This window comes from Variovorax sp. RCC_210, assembly GCF_041355175.1.
Taxonomy (GTDB): domain Bacteria; phylum Pseudomonadota; class Gammaproteobacteria; order Burkholderiales; family Burkholderiaceae_C; genus Variovorax.
In genome coordinates, this window is the sequence record NZ_JBFUPJ010000010.1 from 40,843 (window position 1) to 63,195 (window position 22,353).

Genomic DNA, 22,353 nt, shown 5'->3' on the forward strand with positions numbered 1-22,353 from the left:
AGGCATCAACTTTCGCTGCGCCACCATACGAGCCTCCTTTCCACGAAGGTGAGCAGCCCGTACAGCAGCGCACCCATCAGCCCGCAGGCAAACATCACCACCCACAGGCGCACCACCAGGTCGGCGTTCATCGCCTCCATCAGCATCACGCCCAGGCCCACGGTTTCGCCGAACCACTCGCCCACCACCGAGCCGATGAGGCTCAGGCCGATGGCCACGCGCAGCCCCACCATCACCTGCGGCAGCGCCGAGGGCACGGCCAGCTTGAAGAACATCGTGAAGCGGCTGGCGCCGAAGCTCTTCATCAGCGCCATGCGCTGCGGGTCGCACGACTTCAGCCCGCGCAGCGTGTTCACCGTCACGGGAAAGAAGGTCAGGAAGAAGGCGGTCATCACCTTCGCCAGCAGCGAGTTGCCGAACCAGATGACGATGAGCGCCCCGAAGGCCACCACCGGCACCGTCTGCGACACCACGAACAGCGGGAACACCGAGCGCTCCATCCACCGCGAATAGGTGAACACCGTGCCGCACAGGCAGCCGAACACCGCGCCCATGGCAAAGCCCAGCACCGTTTCGAGCAGCGTGCGGCCAAAGCCGCGCATCAGTTGCGGCCACACCGACCAGGCGTCCTGCGCAATGGCGCTCAGCGCCGGCAGGTAGCGCGGCGACGGCGCGAAGGCGTGCACGCACAGCTCCCACACCAGCGCCAGGCCCACGAAGGCCAATGCGGGCGAGCGCAAGGCGCGCTGCAGCTGTGCGTTCACGAGGCAGTGCCCTCCTGCGCGAAGGTCTTCTGGCTCTCTTCCTCGATCTCGGCGAGCAGGCGCTGCTTGAGCCCGATGAACTCGGGCGTGAGCACCACCGACGGGTCGCGCGGGCGCGGCAGGTCGATCACGGTCTCGCTCTTCACCGTGCCGGGGCGCGCCGTCATCACCAGCACCTTGTCGCCGAGCAGGATGGCCTCGTCGATGTCGTGCGTGATGAACAGCACCGTGCGCCGGTGCTTCGCCCACAGCTCCAGCAGCCAGTGCTGCATGCGGGTGCGGGTGAGCGCGTCGAGCGCGCCGAAGGGTTCGTCGAGCAGCATCAGGTCACGCTCGAACATAAAGGTGCGCATCAGCGCCACGCGCTGGCGCATGCCGCCGGAGAGCTGGTGCGGGTAGTGGTTGGCGAAGCCGGCCAGGCCGAACTCGGGCAGCATGGCGCGGGCGCGTTCGCGCGCCTCCTTGCGCGGCGTGCCTTCCACCTCGAGCGCAAGGATGGCGTTGTCCAGCACGGTGCGCCACGGAAACAGCAGGTCGCGCTGCGGCATGAACGACACCTTGCCCAGCAGTTGCCCGTCGCGCTGCGGCGCGCCGCCGAACAGCAGCGAGCCGTCGTCGTCGGGCGGCAGCAGCCCCGCGATCATGTTGAACAGCGTCGACTTGCCGCAACCCGAGGGACCCACGAGCGTGACGAACTCGCTCTTCGCGATGCGCAGGTTGACGCCCGACACCGCCACGGTCTGGGCCTGCGCTTCACCGAAGCGCTTCCACACGTTGACCAGTTCGAGCATGGGCGGCGCCGTGTCGGGCACTGCCGGCGGCATCACTTCGTGAGGCATGAATTTCATGGCGTGTGAGGTGCGGATGCAGTTGCGGATGCGGATGCGGCTCAGAACTTCTTGTCGGCCGCGGGCACCTGCGTCCAGAAGCTGGCGTCGTACGCCTTCGACAGGTCGGCCGGTGCCTTCAGCGCCTTGTAGCCCACGAGCTGGGTCTGCATCTTCTCGACGGTGGGCAGGTCGATGGCCAGGATGCCGTCGGTGCCGCCCTTGCCGGCCTTCACGAGCTTCTCGAACTCGTCGAGCATGGCTTCCTGGTGCGCGCGGTTCAGGCTGGGCGATGCCGCCATGACGATGTCAATGGCTTCCTTCTTGTTCTGCAGCGCGTACTTCCAGCCCTTGATGGTGGCGTTCATGAAGGCCTGCACCTGCTGCGGCTTCTCGTTGCGGTACTTCTCGGACACCAGCACCGTGTCTTGCTGCACCACCACGCCGTAGTCGTCGGGCTTGATGAGCGTGAGCTTGTCGCCCAGGCCCTGCTCTTTCAGCGTGTTGAGCTCGTTGTAGTAGGTGGCGGCGGCCACGTCGAACTGCTTCTCCACGAACGGGGCCATGGAGCCCGACTGCGGAACGATGGTGAGGTCGCTCTGCTTCACACCGCCGGCGGCGAGCATGGAGTACAGCGTGTACTGCGTGCCGGTGAACCAGGTGGCGACCTTCTTGCCCGCGAAGTCCTGCACCTTGGTGATGCCCGAGTCCTTGTAGGTGACGTAGGTGAACGGCGTCTTCTGCACGGTCACGCCGATGCACACCAGCGGCAGGCCCTTCTCGCGGGCGAGCAGCACGGTTTCCGTACCGCCGGCCAGGCCGAAGGTGTCGTTGCCCGAGGCCACCAGCGTCTCGACGTTGAGGTTGGGGCCGCCGGGGTTGATCGTCAGGTCGAGGCCCGACTGGTCATAGAAGCCCTTGGCCTTGGCCACGTAGAAGCCGGCGAACTGCGCCTGCGCCAGCCACTTCAGGCGCAACGACACCTTCTCGGCGGCGGATGCGGGCAATGCCGACAGGAGAGCCATCGACGCGGCGACGGCAGCCAGGAGACGCAAGGACTTGAAAGACATGTTGAAAGCCTCTTGAATACAAAAAACTCTTTAAGCAGTATCCATGCCAGGCAATTTCTGGGTGTTTTGGGCGCTCCGACCGGCGCAAACACCGCTGATTGGCCCGAAACATGCACCCGAGTGCAGCTCCTGCCCCAATTTCGAACCCTCATGAACCGAATCCATGCGCTGACCGATCTTTCCGCGCGCCAGGCCGCCGAGCAGATGGCCAGCGGGGAGCTGCGCGCCGTCGACTACGCCCAGGCGCTGCTGGACCGCGCCGAGGCCACCGTGTCTTTCGGCGCCCTGCTCCACGTCGAGCCCGACGCGCTGTTGGCCTCGGCCGCCGCGCTCGACGCAGCGCCGCGCCATTTGTTAGACACGCCACTCGGGACGCGGCCCCTGCACGGCGTGCCGCTGGCCTTCAAGGACAACATCGACGTCGCCGGCATGCCCACCACCGCAGGCAGCCCCTGGATGGCCGACCACCGCCCGCGCCTTCATGCGGGCGTGACGCAGCGCCTGCTGGACGCGGGCGCGCTCGTGCTCGGCAAGACCAACCTGCACGAATGGTCCCAAGGCGTGACCGGGCACAACCATGCCTTCGGCCCCTCGCGCAACCCTTTCGACCCGGCGCGCATCACGGGCGGCTCCAGCGGCGGCAACGCGGCGCTGCTCGGGCTGCGCGGCGTGGCGGCCGCCATCGGCACCGACACCGGCGGCTCGGTGCGCGTGCCGGCGGCGCACTGCGGGCTGGTCGGCTTTCGCCCGAGCGTGCACCGCTGGCCCGACGAAGGGCTGGTGCCCATATCGCCCACCTTCGACACCGCCGGCGTGATGGCGCGCAGCGTGGACGACTGCGTGCTCGTCGACCACGCGGTGGCCGGCGGACCGCTGCGCATCGCGCCCTTGTCTTTGACTGGCGTGCGGCTCGGCGTGCCGGAGGCGTATTTCTGGGAAGACGTCGACCCGCCCGTGGCCGAGCTGGCGCGCGCAAGCCTGCAGCGGCTGCGCGAGGCGGGCGCGGTGCTGGTGCCTTGCGAGCTGGGCGAGGTGGGTGCGTTGTTCCAGCAGGGCGCCATGTCGATCTCGCTGTTCGAAATACTCCCGGCGCTGGCCGCTTACTTCGCGCGCCACGGCCGGCCTTTCGACGCGCGCGCGCTCACCGACGCGGTGGCGAGCCCCGACGTGCGCCCGCTCTTCGAGCGCCTGTTCGGCGCCACCGCCATCACGCCCGAGGCCTACGACCACGCGCTGCACACGCTGCGCCCGCGCATGCAGGCGCTCTACCGCGACTGCTTCGCCCGGCACGACCTGGCCGCGCTGGTGTTCCCGACCAGCCCGCTGACCGCGGCGCGCCTCGGCGAAGACGTGGAAGTGACGCTGTGCGGGCGCCCGGTGCCGGCCTTTTCCACCTACATCCGCAACACCGGCCCGGCCGGCATGGCGGGCCTGCCAGCACTGAGCCTGCCGATGGGCCTGGCGTCGAACGGGCTGCCCGCCGGGCTCGAACTGACCGGCGCGCCGGGCACCGACACGGCGCTTCTGGCGCTGGCGCTCGGGGTCGAGCGCGCCCTGCCGCCAGCACCTGTTTCACATACCGTGCAGAAGTTGGCAAACGGCTGAGGCTGGCGTCGCCAAAACACTACGCTTCTTCGCGTAACAAGCCTTCACGGCGGCATGCGTAATAGGCGATGCTCATGCCATGCCCACCGCCAATTCGCAGCCCAGCCCACGCAACGGATGGCGCACCGCCGCCCTGGCCTACACGGTCGCGGGCGTGGTGTGCATCCTGGCGATGGCGGTCGTGCCCGACAGCGACGTGGGCATGCTGGTGGCCATCGCGGGCGGGCTGCCCTGGTCGCTGAGCCTGCTCACGCTGGGCCTGTCGCCGGGGGTGGCCAGCACCGCGTTGCTGATGCTGGCCGTGAGCTGGGCGGTCAATGCCGCGCTGCTGTGGTGGCTGGCGCTGCGCCGCCCGCGCCGGCCAGGGCACCCGGCGCCGTCGCACCTGACTTAGCACCTGACTAAGCGCCTGGCGCAGCACCCGCGCCTTCAAGCAAGACGTCTTCAGCGTCCTCTATTCCCAGGTAAGCACGCCGCAGCTCCGGCCGCGCCATCAGCTCCTCGGGCCGGCCCAGCGCCACGATGCGCCCTTCTTCCAGCACCGCCGCGCGTTCGGCCACGTCCAGCGCCATGCCCACGTTCTGCTCCACCAGCAGCACCGCGATGCCTTCGGCATGGATGCGGCGAATGGCGGTGAACATGTCCAGCACGATGCTCGGCGCCAACCCCAGCGAGGGCTCGTCGAGCAGCAGCAGCTTGGGCCGCGCCATGAGTGCGCGGCCGATGGCCACCATCTGCTGCTGGCCGCCCGAGAGCGAGCCGGCCGGCTGCGCCAGCTTTTCTTCCAGCGCGGGGAACAGCGCGCACACGTGTTCCAGCGAGCGCGCCCGCTCGCGCCGCGCCGCGCGCAGGTAGCTGCCCAGCTCCAGGTTCTCGCGCACCGTCATCTCGGTGAACAGGCGTCGCCCCTCGGGCACCAGCGCGATGCCCTGGGCGCAGAAGCGGTGCGGCGCCAGGCGGGAAATGTCCTGCCCTTCGAAGCGCATGCGCCCGGCGCTGATGCGGTGCAGCCCCGCCACCGCGTTGATGAGCGTGCTCTTGCCCGCGCTGTTGGGGCCGACGATGCACAGCAGCTCGCCCTTGCCGATGGACAGCGACACGTCCCACAGTGCGGTGGCCTGCCCGTAGGCGACACGAATGGCTTCGAGTTCAAGCATGGGCCAGCTCCCTTTCGACGCCTGCCGCCGGCGGTGCGTGCTGCGGCGGCGCTTCGTGCGCCATCGCCTGCCCCAGGTAGGCCGAGACCACCTCGGGGCGCTGCATGACGTCGTGCGGCGCGCCTTCGGCCAGCACCTCGCCGCGGTTGAACACCACGATGCGGTCGCACAGCGCCATCACCGCGCGCATCACGTGCTCGACGAAGACGATGGTCGCGCCCTGGTCGCGAATGCGGCGAATGAGCGCCACCGCCTCGTCGATTTCCGACGGCGTGAGGCCCGAGAGCACCTCGTCGAGCATCAGCACCTGCGGACGCGACGCCAGCGCCCGCGCGAACTCCAGGAACTTGCGCTGGTGCAGGTTCAGCTCGGCCGGCAAGGCGTGCGCGCGCTCGGTCAGCCCGGTAAAGGCCAGCCACTGCCAGGCCTCGGCCTCGGCGGTCTGCCGGTCGAGCGCGGCGGCGCCGAACATGGCGGGCAGCGCCACGTTCTGCAGCACCGTCAGGTGCGCGAAGGGCCGCGGGATCTGGTACGTGCGCGCGATGCCGCCCTGCGCGATGCGGTGCGCCGGCACGCCCGAGATGCGCTGCCCGGCGAACTCGATGCGCCCCGCCGTCACCGCGTAGTGGCCACTCGCGACGTTGATGAAGGTCGACTTGCCCGAGCCGTTGGGCCCGAGCAGCCCGAGGATCTCGCCGCGCCGCACCTCCAGGCTCACGCCGCGCAGCGCATGCACGCCCTTGAAGGACTTGCGCACGCCTTCGGCACGCAGCAGCACCTCGCCGGTGATCGGGGCGGCCTTCGCGCTCGCAGGGGTTTCTGCGGCCACGGCCACGGCGGCAGGAGCCGACAAAGCCGCGGGCGCGCCCCGCCGCGCCTTCCACCACTTCAGCGCCTGCCCCAGCACGCCTTCGGGCATGAACAGGATCACCACGATCAGCACCACGCCCGTCAGCCCCTTGCCGACGATGGCGCTGTCGCCGCCCGTGAAGGCGTACAGCAGCAGCGTGATCGCCGTCGCGCCCACGATGGGCCCGGCCCAGTGCCGCGTGCCGCCGAGCACCGCCATCAGCACCACGGTGAGCGGCATCGCGATGGTGAAGGTGTCGCCCGTGGTCACGTACGAGATGAACAGCGCATGCACCCCGCCCACCACGCCCGCCAGCCCGCACGAGAGCGCGAAGGCGCCGAGCTTGTAGCGGTAGGTGGGCACGCCCATGACCTCGGCCACGTCCTCGTCGTCATGGATGGCGAACAGCCCCGTGCCGAAGCGCGAGTGGTACACCGCCAGCGAGGCCAGCACCGTGAGCACCGCCACGCCCAGCGCCAGCAGGTAGAAGGTGCCCGAGGCGCTCGGGCCGATCTGCGGCACCGCCACCGCGCTCATGTACACGCCCGGCCCGCCGTCGATGGGCGTGTTCAGGATGATGGTCGCCACCACGAAGGTGGCCGCCAGCGTGAGCAGCGAGAACAGCTCGGCGCGCACCGCCTGCACGCGGAACGCGACCGCGCCCAGCAGCGTGCCCACTGCTGCCGCCACCACGGCGGCGGCCGGCAGCGTCCACAGGAACGGAATGTCGAAGCGCGTCGCCAGCGTGGCCGTGGTGTACATGCCGATGCCGAAGAACGCGCCATGCCCGAACGAGAAATACCCCGAGTAGCCCGACAGCAGGTTCCACGACGTGGCCAGCGCCACCCAGTGCAGCACCAGATAGAGAATGGATTCGTAGAACGCCGGCAGCCCGAGCCACGGCACCACGGCCAGGCCCGCGCCGGCCGCAAGAATCAGCAGGAACGAGCGCTTCATGCCACCCTCCCCGGGCGCACCAGCAGCACGAACATCAGCAGCGAGAAAGACACCAGCGGTGCCCACGAGGGAGCGGTCACGGTCATGGTCACGGCCTCGGTCACGCCGATGATGCAGCCGGCAATCAGCGGCCCGAGCGGGCGCCCCAGCCCCCCCAGCATCACGGCCGCGAACACCACGCCGATCCACGCGTAGATCTGCGAGGGCGACAGCGTGTACGCCAGCGCAATGCACACGCCCGCCACGCCGGCCAGCGCCGCGTTCAGGCCCGAGAGCATCAGCGCCAGCGCGTTCTGGTTCACGCCGAAAGCGGCGGCAATGGGCGCGTCTTCGGCCGCGGCGCGCATGGCCTTGCCCAGGTCGGTGCGACGCAGCGCGAGCCACACCGCCAGCGAAATGCCCACGCCCAGCCCCAGCGTGATGAGCTCCGGCAGCGGCAGGTACAGCGTGCCGATCTGCAGCTTGTGCTCGGCGTAGCTCGACTCCAGCTTGCGGTAGTCGGCCGTCCAGGTCCACTGCAGCAGCGCCTCGATGATCACCGTGATGCCGAAGGTGACCAGCAGCGAATTGAAGGGGCTCACCCTGAAGCGCGTGAGCACCCAGTGCAGTGCCACGCCCAGCACGAAGAACAGCGGCACGATGACCACCAGCGTCAGCAGCGGGTCGGCGCCATGGTGGCTCGACAGTTCGTAGGTGAGGTAGGCGCCGAGGAAGGCGAGCGCGAAGTGCGCAAGGTTGATCTGCCGCAGCATGCCCCACGACAGGCTGAGGCCGAGCCCCAGCAAGCCGTAGAGCGCCCCGGTGAACAGGCCCGCCAGGACGGCCTGGGCCAGCAGCGTCGCACTGGGGAAGCTCATCAGCTGGCCACTCCGCGCGTCTGCAGCTTCGCGCCGGGGGCCGCCCATTGCCTGGGCCACACCACCACCCACTTGCCGTTCTGCACCTGCTTGACCTTGCCCAGGTCGTCGCCGAAGTTGCCGCGCTCGTTGAAGCGCAGCTTGCCCTGGATGGTGTCGACCTTGTTGGCGCGCAGCCAGGTGGCCATGGCCTTGTCGTCCAGCCCCTGCGTGGCGACCACGGCCGCCTCGATGATCTGCCAGGCCGAGAACGAGGCCGCGGCCTGCGTTTCCACCGCCGTGTCGGGCAGGCCGGCCTTGGCCGCGCGCTCGCGGTAGGTCTTCACGAAGGCGGCGGCGGTCGGGTTGTCGGTGAACGGCGAGTGGTCTTCGAAGATGGTGGTGGCCAGCGCGCCGTTGGCCTCGGGCGCCTTCAGCATGGGCGCGGGCGCGGGCACGTGATAGAAGTGGTGCAGCGGCGCGTAGTCGATCTTTTTCATCGCATCGAGCAGCTGGTTGCCTTCGAGGCCGATGGCACCGTTCCAGATGAAGTCGGGGTTGGCCTCTTTCAGGCGGCCGGCAATGGGGCCGAAGTCGCGGTTGCCGAAGTCCCATTCCAGGAACAGCACCTCCTGCAGCCCACGCTGCCTGGCCACCTCGCGCACGCCCAGCGCCACGAAGTGCACCGACGGGAACTTGCTGGTGACGATGGCGATGGTCTTCGGCGGCTTGGGCGACGTGGCCAGTGCGTCGAGCACCATGGCCGGCATCGTCTTCTCGGGGTCGGGGCCCAGCGACCACGCCGGAAACTGCTGGTCGTACTTGGCCAGGCTGGGAATGCCGAAGGTGTGGTGCACCAGCGTCTTGTTGTAGCGCTGGGCCACGCCCATGGCCGAAAGAATGGCGCCCGTGGCGTACGGGCCGATGAGCAGGTCGACCTTGTCGGCCGTGACCAGCTGCTCGTACAGCGTGCGCGCGAGGTCGGGCTTGGACTGGTCGTCCTTCAGCACCCACTCCACCGGCCGGCCCAGCAGGCCGCCGCGCTGGTTGAGCGACTCCACGTAGATCTCGCCCGTGAGCTTGTGCACGAGCCCCGTGGCCGACAGCGGCCCGGTGAGCGCCAGCGTGCCGCCCACGCGAATGGGCTTGCCCGCCGGGGCCTGGGCGGCGGCGCTGCCGCTGAACAGCGCGCCGGTGCCGAGGGCACCGACAGCTGCGACGAAGGAACGACGATCGATGCTCATTTTTGTCTCCGGAATAGTTATGGTCTGCGCGGCGTGGAAACAGCCGCGCGTCAGTCGCCGTCGACGACCGGGTTCGAGAGCAGGCCCACGCCTTCGATCTCGACCTCGCACACATCGCCCGCCTTCATGAACACCTGCGGCTTGCGCGCCAGGCCCACGCCCGAGGGGGTGCCGGCAATGATGATGTCGCCCGGCTGCAGCGCGAAGGGCTCGGAGCACACCGACACCAGCGTGGCCACGTCGAAGATCATGTCGCGCGTGTTGGCGTCCTGCAGCACCGTGCCGTTCAGGCGCGTCTGCAGCTTCAGGCCGGTGGCGCCCGCGGGCAGTTCGTCGGCGGTGACGAACTCGGGGCCGAAGGAGCCCGAGCGGTCGAAGTTCTTGCCCATCATCCATTGCGCGGACTTGAACTGGTAGTCGCGGATGGAGCCGTCGTTGAACACCGAGTAGCCCGCCACGTGGTTCAGCGCATCGGCCTTCTTGATGTAGCGGCCGGCCTTGCCGATGACCACCAGCAGCTCGCCCTCGTAGTCGAACTGCGTGGACACGTGCGGGCGCACGATCGGCTGGTTGTGGCCGACCCACGACGACGGAAAGCGATGGAACAGCACCGGGTAGGTCGGCGGGTCGAACTTGCTTTCGGCGGCGTGGTCGATGTAGTTGAGGCCCACCGCGATGGCCTTGGAGGGCGACTGCACCGGCGCCAGCCAGTCGATGCCGGCAAGCGGCAGGCGCGTGCGCGCGGCGGCGCCGGCCTTCCTGGCCGCCGCCAGGGCGTCGGGGCCGCCGCGCAGCAGTTCGTCGAGCGTGGCGGGCAGGCCTTCGGCCGTGAGGTTGACCACTTCCTGCTCGAGGCGCAGGCCGAGGGCGGGCTGGCCGTTGTGGTTGAAGGCGAGGAGACGCATGGGAAAGATCCTTGTGATGCGGGTAAAAAAGAAGGGATGAAGCGGGCTCAGGCTGCGGCTTCGGTCTGGAAATTGGTCACGAAGTCCTCGGGCACCTTCGGGCCCCAGGCGTAGAACGAGTCTTCGGGCGGGTGGTCGGCCGTGGGCCAGTCGAAGTCGCCGGGCACGTAGTCCATGTCGCAGGAGTACTCCGAGTAGCTGCCCCACGGGTCGCGCACGTAGTGGAAGTAGTTCGAGCCCAGCACGTGCCGCCCCACGCCCCAGCCGCGCACGTGGCCGGCGGCGTACATCTGCTCCATGCCGCGGCCGACCTCGTCGATATTGGCCACGTCCCAGCTCAGGTGGTGCAGGCCCGGGCCGTTCGAATGCGCCATGGCGATCAGGTGGTGGTCGCTGCCGTGCGCGCCGTGCATGAAGACGATGAGGTCGCCCGAGCGGTCGGTCACGCGCAGGCCCAGCGCCTCTTCGAAGAAGCGCACGGCCTCGGGCACCTTGCCACTGAACAGCAGGATGTGCGACAGCCGCCGCGGATGCACCTTCGGAATGCGCGCCCGGTTCAGCGAGGCGCCCGTGCCCGTGGGCGGGCGCGGCGCCACCACCGGCTCGCTGCCGGCGTCGGGCGAGCTCTTGGCGGCCACCACCACCTGCACCGGAAAACCGTCGGGGTGCAGCACCCACAGGCCGCGGTCGTCGCCCAGCGCGTGCGGCGCGCAGCGCGGCACGCCCAGGCGCTCGATGCGCGCGGCAATGGCGTCGAAGTCTTCGGCGAAGCAGGCAAAGCGCAGGTACTGCAGCTTCTTCACGCCGCTGGCCTGGTACAGCGAACCCCAGGCGTGCGGATGCCCGGCGGTGTACAGGTCGAGCCGGTTTGCCTCGCGCCGCGGCTCGATGCCGAAGTCGCTGTAGAAGCGCTGCGCCTCGTCGAGGTCGGGCACGGTGAAGACGAAGGCGTCGAGCGAATGAACGCCGTGCAGCGCGGCGCGGTGCGGGCTTTTCTGGGTACGAAGCTGGATCTCTGGCATGAGGCGTGTCTCCAATCGGCTGTCCATTTTGCGTTGAATAATATATTCTTTGCACGTTAGTCTATTGTTTGGCTGTTTATCCATAATTAGGGTTAACAAGTAACATCGACCGGTTTTCGCGATGAATGGGAGCGCAATGAACGAAAAAACCAAGGGCCCGAGCCAGACGCGACAGGTGTTCGCCGAGCTGCGCACGGCCATCGTGGGCGGGCGCCTGCTGCCGGGCTCCAAGCTCAACATTGCCGCGCTGGCCGAGGAACTGGACGTGAGCGCGGGCGCGGTGCGCGAAGGGCTGGCCATGCTGGAGGCCGAGTCGCTGGTGGTGTCGGAGCCCTCGCGCGGCTACCGGGTGAGCCCGATCTCGCCGGAAGACCTCGAGGAGCTGGTGAAGGCGCGCATCGAGATCGAGAAGCTCTGCCTGGCCGAGGCCATCCGCCACGGCGACCTGGCCTGGGAAGGCAGCGTGGTGTCGGCGCACCACCGGCTGTCGCGCCAGGCCGAGCGCGACGCCGCCATGCCCACGGTGCTGAGCGCCGAATGGACCAGCAGCCACGCCGACTTTCACAACGCGCTGGTCTCGGGCTGCCCGAACAGCTGGCTGCTGCGCATGCACCAGATGCTTTACCAGCAGAGCGAGCGCTACCGGCAGCTGTCGGCGCCGCTGGGCAAGGAATCGCGCGACGTGGGCGCCGAGCACCAGGCGCTGCTGGACGCGGTGCTCAACCGCGACATCCAGGCCGCGCAGGTGCTGATGGCCGAGCACCTGCAGACGACCGGGCGCCTGCTGATGAGCGCGCTGAAGGCGAGCGTGCCCGCAGAGCGCTGACCGAGCGCTAGCCAAGCGACACAACAGGCCATGCCGGCCAGCCATTGCGCCGGCGCATCACAGCTATATCGGCCGCCCTCTTCTTGCGGCGCGCGCGCACGCGCAAGCTCTTCGTGACCCGTCCAGCAGGACTCACAAGGAGCTTTTCGATGTTCGCGATGCAGTACTCGCACAGACTTCCGGCCGAGCATGACATGCAGGCCATTCGCCAACGCGCGGCACGGCGCGGGCCGGTGTGGGACGACACGCCGGGGCTGGTGTTCAAGGCCTTCGTCTCGCAGGAGCGCGGCCGGCACGGCGCCGTCGGCCACCTGTATGCGTCGGTCTATCTGTGGCACGACGCGGGCGAGGCGGCGCGCTTCCTGATGGGGGAGCGCTTCCAGGGCGTGGTCGATTCCTTCGGCCGGCCGCGCGTGGAAAGCTGGCTGCCGCTGGACGCGCGCGCCGGCGCGGGCAGGGCGCAGAAGGCCGCGTGGCTGCTGCGCGAGGAGCACACGGTGGACGCTGCCACCGACCGCGCGGCGCTGCTTGCAACACAGGTCGAGGCCAACCGCCAACGCGCATCTGAGCCCGACACCGTGGCCGTGTGGACGGTGCTCGACCTCGACGCATGGCGGCTGGTGCGCTTCACGCTGTCGGCGCAGATTGCAAAGGCTGCGGCGCACGCCGAAAGCAGCAAGCTTTACGAAGTGCTGCACCTCGCCCGGCCCGGCATCGGGCTGCTGCCATGAAGCCGCCCCGCCCTTCGGACATGTGGCTCGCGCACCTGGCCAGCGTCGGCGTGGCGGCGGTGCTGCTCTGCGGCCTGGCGGCGCTGGCGGCCGCGGTGGTTCACCGGCTTGTCGCGCCGTAGAACGCGGTACGGGCCGCTACGCCGCGGTCGAACGTATCGCCGCAGCCAGCGTGCGCAACGCGCTGCGCGCCTGCGCATCGGACACGCTGCTGTGCATCACCACGTCGCGCGAGGGCAGCGGCGGCAGGCCCAGCAGCGCGCCCACGTCCACCGTGCCCACCGGTGCCACGCGGCGCCCCAGCGCCGCCACCGCCAGCCCGGCCGACACGGCGGCACCCACCGTCATCACGCCGCCGCCGACGAACACCTCGGTCCATGCGACGCCGCCCTCGGCCAGCGCCGCCACGGCCATGCTGCGCACGCTGCACGGCTCGGCCTGCGTGGCCAGGCGCAGCGGCTCGCCGGAGCGGTGCACGAAGTCGGGCGCGGCCATCCAGCCGAAGTGCTCCTGCAGCAGCAACTCGCCGTCGAGGCGGCGGCTGTCGTGGCGCAGCACGATGGCCACGTCGAGCACGCCGCGGTCGAAGTCATCGAGCAGCTCGCGCGAGGTGGACACGCGCACCTCCATCACCACGCGCGGCTCGGCGTCCTTCATCTGGCGCAGCAGCAGCGGCAGCTCGGCACCGACGATGTGGTGGCTGATGCCCACCACCAGCCGCCGCGTCGGCGCGCCGAAGGCTTCGAGCGCGCCGCTGTGCGCGGCCAGCAACTGCCGCGCCGACGGCAGAAAGGCCATGCCCTCGGCGGACAGCCGCACCAGCCGCGGCGTGCGCTCCAGCAGGCGGCGCGCCAGCGACTCTTCGAGCCGCTTCACCTTCAGGCTCACGGCCGACTGCGAACTGTCCATGGCTTCGGCCGCGCGCGTGAAGCTCTTCAGGTCGGCCACGTGCACGAAGGCCTGCACCGCCTCGATGTCGAGGGTCTTCATCGCGGCAGGGCCATTTGGGAAACTACGAAGAATCTGGCGAACATTTCGATGCGATCATTTCACAGCCGAAGTATTTCCGCAGGGCCCGCGACGCGCGCCCTGCCCGCTCGCAACAACTCCCCACACGCTTTTCAACGCTCCGCACAAAGGCTCCCTTCGATGTTCCAAGACCTGCAAGTCAATGCGCCGCTCATCGGCGTTCCCGGCGGCCGCCACCTGCTCGACACCCCCGCGCTGCTGATCGACCTGCCCGCCATGACACGCAACATCGAACGCATGGCGGCCTTTGCCAAGTCGCGCGGCGTCAACCTGCGCCCGCACGTGAAGACGCACAAGTCGGTGGAGATCGCGCGGCGCCAGGTGGCCGCGGGCGCCATCGGCGTGAGCTGCGTCACGCTGGGCGAGGCCGAGGTGATGGTGGCGGGCGGCATTCCGGGCGTGCTCATCACCTCGCCGGCGGTCACGCCGAGCAAGATCGCGCGGCTCGTCAAGCTGGCGCAGCGCGCGCGCCCCGGCGACGTGATGGTGGTGGTCGACAACCCGCGCAACCTGGCCGACCTGGCCCAGGCCGCGAGCGAGCTCACGCACCCGCTGGACGTGCTGGTGGACTACGGCGCCGGCTACAACCGCACCGGCGCCGCCACCCAGGCCAAGGTGCTGGAGCTTGCCGCGGCGGTGGCGGCCGAGCCCCGGCTGCGGCTGCGCGGGCTGCAGTCGTACGCGGGCAACCTGCAGCACATCGTGGCGCGCGAGCAGCGCAGCGAGGCCGCCGCCGGCCTGCGCGAAACCGTGGCCGGCATCGTCGCAGCGGCCAAGCGCCAGGGCCTGCACTTCGAGATCGTCACCGGCGCGGGCACCGGCACGCACGACCTCGACTCGCAGGAAAACGCCTTCACCGAGCTGCAGGCCGGCTCGTACGTGTTCATGGACGCCGAGTACACGCAGGTGCTGGCCAGCGGCGGCGAGCCTTCGCCCTTCGAGGTGTCGCTGTTCGTGCAGACGGCGGTGGTGAGCACCAACGCGGCCGACTGGGTGACGGTGGACGGCGGCACCAAGTGCTTTTCGACTGACAGCGGCGTGCCGCTGGTGGCGCGCGGCGTGGACGCTGCCACGCGCTACGCCTTCTTCGGCGACGAGCACGGCAAGCTGCTGCTCGCGCAAAGCGCGGGCGGCGCGGGCGGAGCCCGGCCGGTGCTGGGCGCGCGGGTGGAGTTCGTGACCCCGCACTGCGACCCGACGGTGAACCTGCACGACACGTACCACGTGGTCGAGGGCGGCACGCTGGTGGGCATCTGGCCGGTGGACGCGCGCGGCAAGCGCTGAGGCGAAGCGCCGAGCGCGGCCGGCGCGTGGGCACACGCTGGTGCTTGCGGGTGTTCGGTGGTGCGCGCGGGTACTCGAACCGGGCATAAGAAAACGCGAAAAGCGTATTTCACAACGGTGGCGGTGCAGGGGAAAGTCGTCGGCCTGTCCCTTCTCTTTCCGGGCGCGCCCAGGCGCCGCCCCGCCCCCCATGGAATCCACCCCCGCCACGTCGCGCCCTGCGCAGCATGTCACCGCTGTGCAGCACGTCACCGCCGCGCACGCCCCCAGCTCGCAACAGCTCTTCGAGCGCTTTCGCCCCGTCTTCCAGCGTATCGCCGAACGCGCGACGCAACGCGAGATCGATCGCGAGCTGGCCTATGAGCCCGTGGCCTGGCTCAACGCCGAGCGCTTCGGCGCGCTGCGCGTGCCGGTGGAGCACGGCGGCATCGGCGCGTCGGTCGAGCAGCTGTACGACCTGCTCATCGAGCTCGGCGAGGCCGACTCCAACCTGCCGCAGATCCTGCGCGCGCACTTCGGCTTCATCGAGCGGCTGCTCGCCGAAATCGACCCCGCGCTGCACGGCCCGTGGATGCGCCTGGCGGCCGAAGGCGTGGTGTTCGGCAACGCCACCACCGAGCTGGGGGACGGCACCATCGCCACGATGCAGACCTCGCTGAAGCGCGACACCCACGGTGACGGTGACGCATGGCGCCTGGACGGCGACAAGTACTACAGCACCGGCACGCTGTACGCCGACTGGATCGCGGTGTCGGCCCAGCGTCTGAACGACGACGGCAGCACCGACCGCGTGATTGCCCTGGTGCCCTCGGAGGCGCAAGGCGTGGAACGCGTGGACGACTGGCGCGGCTTCGGCCAGCGGCTGACGGCCTCGGGCACCACGCGGTTTCGCGGCGTGCGCGTGAAGCCCGAGAACGTGCTGCTCTACGTGCGCGACCAGCCCACGCCGATGACCGCGCATTTCCAGCTCACGCACCTGGCGACGCTGGCGGGCATCTCGCGCGCCATCGTGCGCGACGCGGTGGCCTTCGTGCAGCCGCGCAAGCGCGTGTACAGCCACGGCAGCGGCAGCACGCCGCGCGAAGATCCGCTGGTGCAGCAGGTCATCGGGCAGCTGGCGAGCACGGCGTTCATCGCGGCGTCCACGGTGCAGGCGGTGGCGCGCGGGCTGGGCGACATCGACCGCTACCGCGTGCGCGGGGAGACGGTTCCGGAAAGCCTGTTGTTCGAAGTGGAACTGAACACGGCCAAGGCACAGGCCGGCATCGTCGATGCGGTGCTGCAGGCGGGCACGCGGCTTTTCGACATCGGCGGTGCCTCGGCGCTGCAGGAAGACCGCCGGCTCGACCGGCACTGGCGCAACGCGCGCACGCTGGCTTCGCACAACCCGACGATCTACAAGGGCCGCGTGGTGGGCGACCATCTGCTGAACGGGGCGCGGCCTACGTTCTACTGGGCGGTGGGGGCGATCGCTTCCTGATCTCGAGGGCGGGGCACGGGGAGCGCCGTGTGCTGTGCGTGCTGTGCGTGCGCCGGGGGCTTAAAGTCGCGGGTCTTCAGACCGGACCCTTTCTTTCCCTTTCTTTTCATGCGCCCCCTGCTCGCCTTCGCTCCCCTCACCCTGGCCGCCATGGCCCTGCTTTCCGGCTGCGCCACCCCCGTGACGGGCGTGGTCCGCCTGTACGACGGCATTCTTCGCGCGGCGAGCGCACCGGAGGCCGAGGCCTATTGCCGCAAGGATGGCAACCCGATCCGCTTCCTGGAGGCGGCGGACGCACCCAACACGCCGGGCAGCGGCGTGCTGTTCAGGTGCGATTGAGCGTGAGCATCCGTGAAAGCGAGAAGGCGTGAACGTGTTGGACGCGTGAAAACGTCCGCGCGCCTTCACACGCGCGGCAGCGCCGCGAGGAAGGTGGACACGACGATGGCAGCGGCGCGATCGAGCTGGAGGATGTCCGCCACGTCGAACGCGTGCGGCGCCGTGCGCCCGCTGGCGCCGAGCGGCTTGCGGATCTCTACAAGGACTTCGGCCGCGAGCTCGCGGTCGCTGCGCGGTGCGCCGTCGGTGTCCATCACCCACTCGTCGACCTGGTCGAACGGAATGCTGCGAAAGACCCCGACGATGGGGACGTACTTGTAGCGATCCTCTCCCACCAGAATGGGAACGCTGAGGTTACAGAAAAACGTAGTGGTCGACATGCAGGATCGCCGTCGCGAAACGAAAGCATCCAATTGTTTATGAGTGCGGCCTCAGGGGCCACCCTCCCCGGGTGTTATCAGAGGGGAGACGTGACCTTCTGCACACTAACTGTGTGCAAATTCAGGAATATTCCCCGTAAAACAACTACTTTATTCTTACATAACGGCGCCAAAAAAGCACTTTTCGTTGCCCCGGGGTTAATAAATGTGAAAAGCGGCCGCGCACGGGCAGCGCGGCGCTGCCCGGCGCCGGTGACAGAAATGAGACAAAGGGGTCGCGAGCGTGCGCGACAACCGGCCCTCGCGGACCGGTGGATTACCCGGGAACGTCTGGTCGCCGCCACACCGGGCGGCTGGGAAAAGGTTGGAGCCCCGTCGCGCTGACGAGGGCCTGCTCAATCCACCAGGTTGGCTCAGCCCGGCTCGCTCAGCCTTCGTCAGAGAAGCGCGGCGTCCGGCGCTCCATGTTGGCCATCACGGCCTCGGCCTGGTTGGCGCTGCCGATCAGCGCCTTCTGCTCCACCGACTCGGCCAGCAGCAGCTCGGCGGCGCTCATCGACGCCGAGCCGTTGAGCAGCCGCTTGCCCGCGCGAATGGCGTCGGGGCTTTTCTGCGCGATGTCGTGCGCCATCTGCAGCGCCTCGGCCAGCGGGTCGGCCGACACGCGCGTGGCGAAGCCGATGCGCAAGGCCTCTTCGCCCGAGAAGATGCGGCCCGTGTAGGTCAGCTCGCGCACCACGTCGTCGCGGGCCAGCGTGCGCATGAGCACCATGCCGGCCATGTCGGGCACCAGGCCCCACTTGATCTCCATGACCGACAGTTTTGTGTCGGGCGCCACGATGCGAACGTCCGCGCCCAGCGCCACCTGCAGGCCGCCGCCGAAGGCCACGCCGTGCACCGCGGCAATCACCGGCACCGGCACGTCGCGCCAGACCATGGCGACCTGCTGCGCCGCGTTGGCGATGCCGTGCGTGCGCACCACGAGGTCGGCGCCCGCGGCGCCCTGACCCAGCACGCCGGCGCCCAGGTCTTCAGCGCCCTGCCCTTGCCCCTGTTCCTTCATGCGCTGGAACGAAGCCATGTCCAGCCCCGCGCAAAAGGCCTTGCCGCGGCCCGAGATCACCACCGCGCGCACCGTGCGGTCGTGGCGCAGCGCTTCGCCGGCCTCGATGAGCGCGTCGAACATCGCGGGGTCGAGCGCGTTCATCTTGTCGACGCGGGTGAGCTGGAGTTCCACCACGCCGTCGGCGTGGCGGGTCGATGCGATGCGGTCGGCGTTCATTTCGGTTGTCTCCTTGGGGGCGGTGGTCGCGCGCAGTATCGCGCCGGCAGGCGCTGGGCGATGATCGCGGCTGTCGCCTACACAACACGTCCCGAGCACCTTCGCCATGCCATTGGATCGCCGCCAGTTTCTTCTTCAATCGGGTTCGGCTGCGGCCGTGGTCGCGCTGTTCGGCCAGGGGTGCGCCGCCACCGTTGCGCCGGCCAGGCCCGATGCCACCGGCGCCACCCCTGTCACCGCCACCCGCGGCGGCGTGCTCGGCTTCACCGGCGTGCCCGCGTCGCTGCGCGACGGCGTCGTGATCCCGCCCGAATACGAATGGCAGCTGCTCTACCCCTGGGGCACGCCCACCGGCGTGGCGGGCCGCATGCCGGCCTTTGCGCCCGACGCCGCCAACAGCGCCGAAGACCAGGCCGTGCAGGCCGGCATGCACCACGACGGCATGCACTTCTTTGCGCTCGACGCCACCGGCGAGCGCGGCCTGCTCGTGATGAACCACGAGTACACCGACGAGCAGCTGCTGCACACCGACGGCGTGAAAGGTGCAGCGGGTGGAACGAGTGCAACGGGCTGGACCGCCGCCAAGGTCCGCAAGTCGCTGCACGCGATGGGCGTCTCGGTCATCGAAATCCGGCGCACCGCGCATGGCTGGCAGCAGGTGAGCCCGTCGCCCTTCGCGCGCCGCGTGCATGGCAACACGCCGATGCGCATCGCCGGCCCGGCCGCGGGCACGCCGCTGCTGCGCACCGCCGGCAACCCCGCCGGCGACGCGGTGCTGGGCACCTTCGCCAACTGCGCGATGGGCGTCACGCCCTGGGGCACCTACCTGACCTGCGAGGAGAACTTTCACGGCTACTTCGGCGGCCCGAAGGAAGCCGCGCAGGGCCTCACGCCCGCGCAGCGCCGCTACGGCACGGTGCCCGGCACGCAGTGGGTGGAGTACTGGCGCTTCGACGAGCGCTTCGACCTGAGCCGCCACCCGAACGAGCCGCACCGCTTCGGCTGGGTGGTGGAAATCGACCCCTTCGACCCCACCGGCACGCCCGTCAAGCGCACCGCGCTGGGCCGCAAGCGGCAGGAAAGCGCCACCTGCAACGTGGCCCGAGACGGCCGCCTGGTGGTCTACATGGGCGACGACTCGCGCTTCGAATACATCTACAAGTTCGTCAGCCGCGACAAGGTGCGCCCCGGCACCGACGCCGCCGCGCGCGCGGCCAACCGCCACCTGCTCGACGAGGGCACGCTGCACGTGGCGCGCTACGACGCCGACGGGCGCGGCCGGTGGCTGCCGCTGGTCCACGGCCGCGACGGGCTCGACGCGGCACGCGGCTTCGCCGACCAGGCCGAGGTGCTGGTGCACGCGCGGCTGGCCGGCGACGTGGTCGGCGGCACGAAGATGGACCGGCCCGAATGGATCGCCGTGCATCCGCAGTCGGGCGAGGTGTACGTCACCCTCACCAACAACACCCAGCGCGGCGACGCCGGCAAGCCCGGCCCCGACGCCGCCAACCCGCGCGCGGACAACTTCTTCGGCGGCATCCTGCGCTGGCGCGAGGACGGTGGCGACGCCGCGGCCAACGGCTTCGCCTGGGACCACTTCGCGCTGGCCGGCGACCCCGCGCAGCCAGGCAGCGGCGCGCGCTACCCCAGCGCCGAGGCCGACATGTTCGGCGCGCCCGACGGGCTGCACTTCGACCAGGGCGGGCTGCTGTGGATCCAGACCGACATGAGCGGCCAGGCGATCGGCAAGCCGCCCTACACCTCGCTGGGCAACAACCAGATGCTGTGCGCCGACCCGGCCTCGGGTCGCATCAAGCGCTTCCTGACGGGGCCGAACGGCTGCGAGATCACGGGTTGCGTGGTCACGCCCGACCGGCGCACGCTGTTCGTGAACATCCAGCATCCGGGCGAGGCGCGCGACGACGGCGACGGCGGGCACAACAGCGCCTGGCCCGACGGCACCGCGCCGGGCAGCAAGCGGCCGCGCTCGGCCACGCTGGCGATCCGCCGGCGCGACGGCGGCATCGTCGGCACCTGAAGCCACGAACCGGAACAAGAAGGAGCAGCGCCATGAGCATCCGCATCGTTCGCCTCGGCACGCCGCGCGCACCCGGCGAAGGCCTTCGCGTGGGCACCGTGCGCCGCCCGCCGCGCGGCGTGCCCAAGACCGAGTTCGCCTCGCACGACTGGTACGACGTGTGGTACCCGAACCTGTCGCCGTCGGTCGAAACGATGAAGCAGGCGCAGGAGGCGCAGGAGGCGCAGGCCAGCGGATCGACCGCGCAATGGAACGCCTTCGTGCGCAGGTTCAAGGCCGAGATGGCGGCGCCGGACGCGAGCCGCAGCCTCGACCTGCTGGCGGCGCTGTCGCACGGCACCGCGCTGTCCGTGGGCTGCTACTGCGAGCAGGAGTCGCGCTGCCACCGCGGCGTGCTGCGCGGCCTGCTGGCCGAGCGCGGGGCGGACATCGTCGATTGAGCGTCTGCCGAGGCTGCGTTGCATCAGACCTGCGGTGTGTCAGACCTGCATTGCATCAGACCTGCGTTACGTCAGACCTGCGGTGTGTCGAGGAACACGGGCAGGCGCTCCGCCTGCGCGGCGTGCGCGGCCAGCACCGGAAAGTCTTGCGCCGAAATGAGTTCGGGCAGCATCAACTGCGTGAACGACCACGCCACGGCGCTCGACACGCCGGCCTGCGTCATCGTTTCTTGCTGCGCTGAAAGCGGCTGCGCCGCCAGCTCGGCTTCGAGCCCTGCGTAGGCGGCCACCAGCTGGCTGCGCACCCGGTCGACCCACGGCTGGTGCAGCTTCTCGGCTGGGCGCAGGTTGTGCTCGTAGACGATCTGCACCGTCTTCTCGCAGGCCGCGAGCGCGAGCCCCGTCAGGCGCAAGTCGCGCAGCCGCTGCGCCGGGTCGGCAGGCACCAGGCTGCGGCCGCTCAACGCTTGCGCGTGGTCGATGATGAGCGTCGAGTCCATCAGCACCGTGGCGTCGTCGCACACCAGCGTGGGCGCCTTCACCACCGGGTTGATGTCGCGAAACTGCGCGAAGGTGCTGAACACCGAGAGCGACCGGTGCGCGAAGGGCACGCCGAGCAGTCGCAGCGAAATGGCGGCGCGCCGCACGTAAGGGGAGTCGAGCATGCCGACGAGTTGCATGGGGTGTCCTGGAAGAAAGGTCGGCACCACGATAGCGGTCACGCCGCGGGCGAAGAAGCGCAATCCATCGAAAATCGCGGCCCCGAACCGATCAACCATCGGCAAGTGAATTTGCCCGCCTCCGCATGAACATCGACAAGAAAGACCGGCTCATCCTCGAGGCGCTGCAGGCCGACGCGCGCCAGAGCCTGGCCGCCATCGGCAAGCGCATCGGCCTCTCGCAGCCGGCCATGAGCGAGCGCGTGCGCAAGCTGGAAGAGGCGGGCGTGATCCTGGGCTACGGCGCGCGCGTGAACCTGCGCGCGCTGGGCGTGGGGCTGCAGGCCATCATCCGCATCGAGACCACGCACGCGGGCATCGCCAAGTACCTGAAGCTGTTCGAGGCCATGCCCGAGGTGCTGTCGGCAGACCGCGTGACGGGCGAAGACTGCTTCATCGTGCGTTGCGCCATCGCCGAGCCGGCCGACCTGGAGCGCGTGGTGGACGCGCTGGCGGTCGACGGCGCGGTGACCACGTCGCTGGTGCTGTCGAGCCCGGTGAACAAGCACGTGACGGTGCACGCGGTGAAACAGCCGAAAAAATAGCCGCCCCGCCCTGCCGCCTAACT

The 22,353-nt window shown here is 69.5% G+C and carries 24 protein-coding genes; 11 read left to right on the forward strand and 13 right to left on the reverse strand.

The features are described 5' to 3' along the window. Window positions 1–5: 5 nt before the first annotated feature. From AB6807_RS24970 to AB6807_RS24980, 3 genes are read right to left on the reverse strand one after another with little or no spacing between them, the layout of a single operon-like run. The gene (locus AB6807_RS24970; RefSeq protein ID WP_371086659.1) at window positions 6–764 is read right to left on the reverse strand and encodes an ABC transporter permease; all 759 of its coding nucleotides are present in this window, start codon (window positions 762–764) and stop codon (window positions 6–8) included. Next, window positions 761–1,612 carry an ABC transporter ATP-binding protein gene (locus AB6807_RS24975; protein ID WP_371086660.1) on the reverse strand — a complete coding sequence of 284 codons (852 nt, stop codon included), beginning with the start codon at window positions 1,610–1,612 and terminating at the stop codon, window positions 761–763. Before AB6807_RS24975 ends, AB6807_RS24970 begins: the two co-directional genes overlap by 4 nt. 41 nt (window positions 1,613–1,653) lie before the next feature. Next, window positions 1,654–2,661, reverse strand: coding sequence for an ABC transporter substrate-binding protein (locus AB6807_RS24980; RefSeq protein WP_116907347.1), 1,008 nt, complete (start codon window positions 2,659–2,661; stop codon window positions 1,654–1,656). 150 nt (window positions 2,662–2,811) lie between these two features. Between AB6807_RS24980 and AB6807_RS24985 the strand changes: the two genes are divergently transcribed. Together AB6807_RS24985 and AB6807_RS24990 are read left to right on the forward strand one after the other, a co-directional pair. Further along, window positions 2,812–4,266, forward strand: coding sequence for an amidase family protein (locus AB6807_RS24985; protein ID WP_371086661.1), 1,455 nt, complete (start codon window positions 2,812–2,814; stop codon window positions 4,264–4,266). A 79-nt stretch (window positions 4,267–4,345) separates the two neighbouring features. Continuing rightward, complete coding sequence (locus AB6807_RS24990) at window positions 4,346–4,660, forward strand: hypothetical protein (protein ID WP_371086662.1); 315 nt, start codon at window positions 4,346–4,348, stop codon at window positions 4,658–4,660. Between the two features lie 7 nt (window positions 4,661–4,667). On the opposite strand, the gene AB6807_RS24995 is transcribed toward AB6807_RS24990, so the two are convergent. Genes AB6807_RS24995 through AB6807_RS25020 form a run of 6 tightly spaced genes read right to left on the reverse strand, consistent with a single transcriptional unit; the run spans window position 4,668 to window position 11,237 of the window. Further along, window positions 4,668–5,423, reverse strand: a complete 756-nt coding sequence (locus AB6807_RS24995; RefSeq protein ID WP_371086663.1) for an ABC transporter ATP-binding protein — start codon at window positions 5,421–5,423, stop codon at window positions 4,668–4,670. Continuing rightward, entirely contained in the window at window positions 5,416–7,230 is a 1,815-nt protein-coding gene (locus tag AB6807_RS25000) for an ATP-binding cassette domain-containing protein (protein WP_371086664.1), read from the reverse strand. The genes AB6807_RS24995 and AB6807_RS25000 overlap by 8 nt, the downstream gene beginning before the upstream one ends. Then, window positions 7,227–8,087: a branched-chain amino acid ABC transporter permease gene (locus AB6807_RS25005; protein WP_165840259.1), complete on the reverse strand. Its 861-nt coding sequence runs from the start codon at window positions 8,085–8,087 to the stop codon at window positions 7,227–7,229. Before AB6807_RS25005 ends, AB6807_RS25000 begins: the two co-directional genes overlap by 4 nt. After that, the gene (locus tag AB6807_RS25010) at window positions 8,087–9,310 is read right to left on the reverse strand and encodes an amino acid ABC transporter substrate-binding protein (protein WP_371086665.1); all 1,224 of its coding nucleotides are present in this window, start codon (window positions 9,308–9,310) and stop codon (window positions 8,087–8,089) included. Before AB6807_RS25010 ends, AB6807_RS25005 begins: the two co-directional genes overlap by 1 nt. A gap of 50 nt (window positions 9,311–9,360) precedes the next feature. Continuing rightward, window positions 9,361–10,215, reverse strand: coding sequence for a fumarylacetoacetate hydrolase family protein (locus AB6807_RS25015; protein WP_116907341.1), 855 nt, complete (start codon window positions 10,213–10,215; stop codon window positions 9,361–9,363). Window positions 10,216–10,262: 47 nt separating this feature from the next. Beyond that, window positions 10,263–11,237 (reverse strand): VOC family protein, encoded by a 975-nt coding sequence (locus AB6807_RS25020; RefSeq protein WP_371086666.1) that lies wholly within the window; start codon window positions 11,235–11,237, stop codon window positions 10,263–10,265. 136 nt (window positions 11,238–11,373) lie between these two features. Here AB6807_RS25020 and AB6807_RS25025 point away from each other — a divergent pair, with 136 nt between their 5' ends. The 3 genes from AB6807_RS25025 to AB6807_RS25035 all read left to right on the forward strand — a co-directional run bounded on the left by AB6807_RS25025 (window position 11,374) and on the right by AB6807_RS25035 (window position 12,916). Further along, window positions 11,374–12,063: a GntR family transcriptional regulator gene (locus AB6807_RS25025; RefSeq protein WP_371086667.1), complete on the forward strand. Its 690-nt coding sequence runs from the start codon at window positions 11,374–11,376 to the stop codon at window positions 12,061–12,063. Between the two features lie 149 nt (window positions 12,064–12,212). Beyond that, entirely contained in the window at window positions 12,213–12,794 is a 582-nt protein-coding gene (locus AB6807_RS25030; RefSeq protein WP_371086668.1) for a DUF4865 family protein, read from the forward strand. Then, window positions 12,791–12,916, forward strand: coding sequence for a hypothetical protein (locus tag AB6807_RS25035; RefSeq protein ID WP_286515851.1), 126 nt, complete (start codon window positions 12,791–12,793; stop codon window positions 12,914–12,916). The genes AB6807_RS25030 and AB6807_RS25035 overlap by 4 nt, the downstream gene beginning before the upstream one ends. Before the next feature lie 16 nt (window positions 12,917–12,932). Here AB6807_RS25035 and AB6807_RS25040 read toward each other — a convergent pair whose 3' ends face one another. Then, window positions 12,933–13,784, reverse strand: coding sequence for a LysR family transcriptional regulator (locus AB6807_RS25040; protein WP_116907337.1), 852 nt, complete (start codon window positions 13,782–13,784; stop codon window positions 12,933–12,935). Window positions 13,785–13,943: 159 nt separating this feature from the next. Between AB6807_RS25040 and AB6807_RS25045 the strand changes: the two genes are divergently transcribed. The 3 genes from AB6807_RS25045 (at window position 13,944) to AB6807_RS25055 (ending at window position 16,926) form a co-directional block, all read left to right on the forward strand. Continuing rightward, a complete protein-coding gene (locus tag AB6807_RS25045) occupies window positions 13,944–15,107 on the forward strand; it encodes a DSD1 family PLP-dependent enzyme (RefSeq protein ID WP_371086669.1) in 1,164 nt (387 codons plus the stop codon). A 190-nt stretch (window positions 15,108–15,297) separates the two neighbouring features. Then, the gene (locus AB6807_RS25050; protein WP_371086670.1) at window positions 15,298–16,587 is read left to right on the forward strand and encodes an acyl-CoA dehydrogenase family protein; all 1,290 of its coding nucleotides are present in this window, start codon (window positions 15,298–15,300) and stop codon (window positions 16,585–16,587) included. A gap of 108 nt (window positions 16,588–16,695) precedes the next feature. Continuing rightward, entirely contained in the window at window positions 16,696–16,926 is a 231-nt protein-coding gene (locus AB6807_RS25055; protein ID WP_371086671.1) for a hypothetical protein, read from the forward strand. A gap of 65 nt (window positions 16,927–16,991) precedes the next feature. On the opposite strand, the gene AB6807_RS25060 is transcribed toward AB6807_RS25055, so the two are convergent. Further along, window positions 16,992–17,306, reverse strand: coding sequence for a hypothetical protein (locus tag AB6807_RS25060; RefSeq protein ID WP_116907334.1), 315 nt, complete (start codon window positions 17,304–17,306; stop codon window positions 16,992–16,994). A gap of 427 nt (window positions 17,307–17,733) precedes the next feature. Further along, window positions 17,734–18,588: a crotonase/enoyl-CoA hydratase family protein gene (locus AB6807_RS25065; protein WP_371086672.1), complete on the reverse strand. Its 855-nt coding sequence runs from the start codon at window positions 18,586–18,588 to the stop codon at window positions 17,734–17,736. A 106-nt stretch (window positions 18,589–18,694) separates the two neighbouring features. Here AB6807_RS25065 and AB6807_RS25070 point away from each other — a divergent pair, with 106 nt between their 5' ends. Together AB6807_RS25070 and AB6807_RS25075 are read left to right on the forward strand one after the other, a co-directional pair. Then, window positions 18,695–20,626 (forward strand): PhoX family phosphatase, encoded by a 1,932-nt coding sequence (locus tag AB6807_RS25070; RefSeq protein WP_371086673.1) that lies wholly within the window; start codon window positions 18,695–18,697, stop codon window positions 20,624–20,626. A gap of 32 nt (window positions 20,627–20,658) precedes the next feature. Then, window positions 20,659–21,066: a DUF488 domain-containing protein gene (locus tag AB6807_RS25075; RefSeq protein ID WP_371086674.1), complete on the forward strand. Its 408-nt coding sequence runs from the start codon at window positions 20,659–20,661 to the stop codon at window positions 21,064–21,066. Between the two features lie 71 nt (window positions 21,067–21,137). Here the strand turns inward: AB6807_RS25075 and AB6807_RS25080 are convergent, their stop codons facing one another. Then, window positions 21,138–21,746, reverse strand: a complete 609-nt coding sequence (locus tag AB6807_RS25080) for a glutathione S-transferase (protein WP_371086675.1) — start codon at window positions 21,744–21,746, stop codon at window positions 21,138–21,140. Window positions 21,747–21,871: 125 nt separating this feature from the next. Here AB6807_RS25080 and AB6807_RS25085 point away from each other — a divergent pair, with 125 nt between their 5' ends. Beyond that, the gene (locus AB6807_RS25085) at window positions 21,872–22,330 is read left to right on the forward strand and encodes an Lrp/AsnC family transcriptional regulator (RefSeq protein ID WP_371086676.1); all 459 of its coding nucleotides are present in this window, start codon (window positions 21,872–21,874) and stop codon (window positions 22,328–22,330) included. Window positions 22,331–22,353 lie beyond the last annotated feature (23 nt).

Excerpts from the sequence above, each read along its gene's own strand:
- AB6807_RS25015 (WP_116907341.1), bottom strand. The coding sequence starts at position 10,215 with ATGCGTCTCCTCGCCTTCAACCACAACGGCCAGCCCGCCCTCGGCCTG.
- AB6807_RS25010 (WP_371086665.1), bottom strand. The coding sequence starts at position 9,310 with ATGAGCATCGATCGTCGTTCCTTCGTCGCAGCTGTCGGTGCCCTCGGC.
- AB6807_RS25035 (WP_286515851.1), top strand. The coding sequence starts at position 12,791 with ATGAAGCCGCCCCGCCCTTCGGACATGTGGCTCGCGCACCTGGCCAGC.
- AB6807_RS24990 (WP_371086662.1), top strand. The coding sequence starts at position 4,346 with ATGCCCACCGCCAATTCGCAGCCCAGCCCACGCAACGGATGGCGCACC.
- AB6807_RS25025 (WP_371086667.1), top strand. The coding sequence starts at position 11,374 with ATGAACGAAAAAACCAAGGGCCCGAGCCAGACGCGACAGGTGTTCGCC.
- AB6807_RS25030 (WP_371086668.1), top strand. The coding sequence starts at position 12,213 with ATGTTCGCGATGCAGTACTCGCACAGACTTCCGGCCGAGCATGACATG.
- AB6807_RS24995 (WP_371086663.1), bottom strand. The coding sequence starts at position 5,423 with ATGCTTGAACTCGAAGCCATTCGTGTCGCCTACGGGCAGGCCACCGCA.
- AB6807_RS25040 (WP_116907337.1), bottom strand. The coding sequence starts at position 13,784 with ATGAAGACCCTCGACATCGAGGCGGTGCAGGCCTTCGTGCACGTGGCC.
- AB6807_RS25080 (WP_371086675.1), bottom strand. The coding sequence starts at position 21,746 with ATGCAACTCGTCGGCATGCTCGACTCCCCTTACGTGCGGCGCGCCGCC.
- AB6807_RS25060 (WP_116907334.1), bottom strand. The coding sequence starts at position 17,306 with ATGTCGACCACTACGTTTTTCTGTAACCTCAGCGTTCCCATTCTGGTG.
- AB6807_RS25075 (WP_371086674.1), top strand. The coding sequence starts at position 20,659 with ATGAGCATCCGCATCGTTCGCCTCGGCACGCCGCGCGCACCCGGCGAA.
- AB6807_RS25020 (WP_371086666.1), bottom strand. The coding sequence starts at position 11,237 with ATGCCAGAGATCCAGCTTCGTACCCAGAAAAGCCCGCACCGCGCCGCG.
- AB6807_RS25005 (WP_165840259.1), bottom strand. The coding sequence starts at position 8,087 with ATGAGCTTCCCCAGTGCGACGCTGCTGGCCCAGGCCGTCCTGGCGGGC.
- AB6807_RS25070 (WP_371086673.1), top strand. The coding sequence starts at position 18,695 with ATGCCATTGGATCGCCGCCAGTTTCTTCTTCAATCGGGTTCGGCTGCG.
- AB6807_RS24975 (WP_371086660.1), bottom strand. The coding sequence starts at position 1,612 with ATGAAATTCATGCCTCACGAAGTGATGCCGCCGGCAGTGCCCGACACG.
- AB6807_RS24985 (WP_371086661.1), top strand. The coding sequence starts at position 2,812 with ATGAACCGAATCCATGCGCTGACCGATCTTTCCGCGCGCCAGGCCGCC.
- AB6807_RS25085 (WP_371086676.1), top strand. The coding sequence starts at position 21,872 with ATGAACATCGACAAGAAAGACCGGCTCATCCTCGAGGCGCTGCAGGCC.
- AB6807_RS25000 (WP_371086664.1), bottom strand. The coding sequence starts at position 7,230 with ATGAAGCGCTCGTTCCTGCTGATTCTTGCGGCCGGCGCGGGCCTGGCC.
- AB6807_RS25055 (WP_371086671.1), top strand. The coding sequence starts at position 16,696 with ATGCGCCCCCTGCTCGCCTTCGCTCCCCTCACCCTGGCCGCCATGGCC.
- AB6807_RS24980 (WP_116907347.1), bottom strand. The coding sequence starts at position 2,661 with ATGTCTTTCAAGTCCTTGCGTCTCCTGGCTGCCGTCGCCGCGTCGATG.
- AB6807_RS25045 (WP_371086669.1), top strand. The coding sequence starts at position 13,944 with ATGTTCCAAGACCTGCAAGTCAATGCGCCGCTCATCGGCGTTCCCGGC.
- AB6807_RS25050 (WP_371086670.1), top strand. The coding sequence starts at position 15,298 with ATGGAATCCACCCCCGCCACGTCGCGCCCTGCGCAGCATGTCACCGCT.
- AB6807_RS25065 (WP_371086672.1), bottom strand. The coding sequence starts at position 18,588 with ATGAACGCCGACCGCATCGCATCGACCCGCCACGCCGACGGCGTGGTG.